2 pseudogenes are annotated in these 1,325 nt (G+C 75.2%); one reads left to right on the top strand and one right to left on the bottom strand.

The features are described 5' to 3' along the window. Positions 1 to 1,035 (top strand): annotated as a pseudogene (locus tag E1283_RS37890) (hypothetical protein); the annotation flags it as partial. 20 nt (positions 1,036 to 1,055) lie between these two features. Here the strand turns inward: E1283_RS37890 and E1283_RS36240 are convergent. Continuing rightward, positions 1,056 to 1,286 (bottom strand): annotated as a pseudogene (locus E1283_RS36240) (GNAT family N-acetyltransferase); the annotation flags it as partial. Positions 1,287 to 1,325: the final 39 nt, after the last annotated feature.

Raw genomic sequence — 1,325 nt, 5'->3', positions numbered from 1 at the left:
CCGGCGCCCGAGCCGGTCGAGGAGCCCGAGCCCCCGGCGCCCAAGCCGCCGGCCCCCGCCAAGCGCAAGGGGCGGTCGAAGACGCGGCTGCTGCTCGTCGGCGTGCTCGGCCTCGCCGTCGCGGCCTACGGCGTCGGCCTCTTCATGAGCCCGCAGGACGTGCCGCGCGGCACCACCGTGCTCGGCGTCGACATCGGGGGCCTCAGCTCCCAGGAGGCGCAGAGCCGGCTCGCGGCCGAGCTCGACGCGGCCAACAACACCCCGCTCACCCTGCTGGTCGGCGAGCAGGAGATCGAGCTCAAGCCGAGCGTCGCCGGCCTCGCGGTGGACGTCGAGGGCACCGTCCGCGCCGTCTCCGGACAGGACTACAGCCCGGTCTCGGTCTTCGGTTCGCTGATCGGCGCCGAGCGCGCGGAGAACGCGGTGTTCGCGGTCGACCGCGAGAAGCTGACCGTCGCGCTCCAGGACATCGTGGGCACCTCGGGCGGCGCGGGCCCCGTCGAGGGCACCGTGGTCTTCGAGAACGGCGAGGCCATCGGCCGCGCCGGTCAGCCGGGCGGCGCGATCGACGTGCGGACCGCGGCGGACGCCGTCGAGGCCGCCTTCCGGGAGCGGGCGGCCTCCGGTCGCAACCCGGCCGTCGAACTGCCGGTCAGCGACCAGAACCCCACGGTCGGCGAGGAGCAGATCCAGCAGGCCCTCACCGAGTTCGGCGAGCCGGCGATGTCCGGCTGGGTCTGGCTGATCGCGGGCAACGCGGACCCCCTCCCCATGAGCCCGGGCACCATCGACGACTTCCTCTCCATGGCACCCGGCGAGTCCGGCGCGCTCCAGCCGGTGATCGACACCGAGGCGCTCGCCGAGATCTACGGGGCGAACTTCGACGGCGTCACCATCGACGCGGGAGGCGGCCCGGTCCCGATGACCGCGGACCACGCCGCCGCCGCGCTGATCCCGGCGCTCCGCGAGACCGCCGCCGTGGACGACGGCCCCGGCCGCCGGGAGGCGGTCGTGGAAGGCGCCGTCGGCCCCTGACCGCACCCCGCGCCGGCCGCCTAGGCCGGCGCGGTCCGGTAGTGGTAGTGGTGGTGGTCGGCGAAGCCCAACCGGTCGTACAGCGTGCGCGCCGGCGCGTTGTCGACCTCCACCTGGAGATAGGCGGCGCTCGCGCCCTCCGCGAGCGCCGCGCGGGCCAGTTCGCGCATCAACGCGGTGGCCACGCCGGCCCTGCGGTGCGCCGGCTCGACGCGGATCGCCGCGAAGCCCGCCCACCGCCCGTCCACGACGCCCGTCTCTTAAACACATCTGACGCTGCCGACGAACCC

The organism is Streptomyces hainanensis (assembly GCF_004348415.1).
Taxonomy (GTDB): domain Bacteria; phylum Actinomycetota; class Actinomycetes; order Streptomycetales; family Streptomycetaceae; genus Streptomyces; species Streptomyces hainanensis.
Note: the sequence above shows the minus strand (reverse complement) of the source record. Positions and strands in the feature narration are given on the sequence as shown.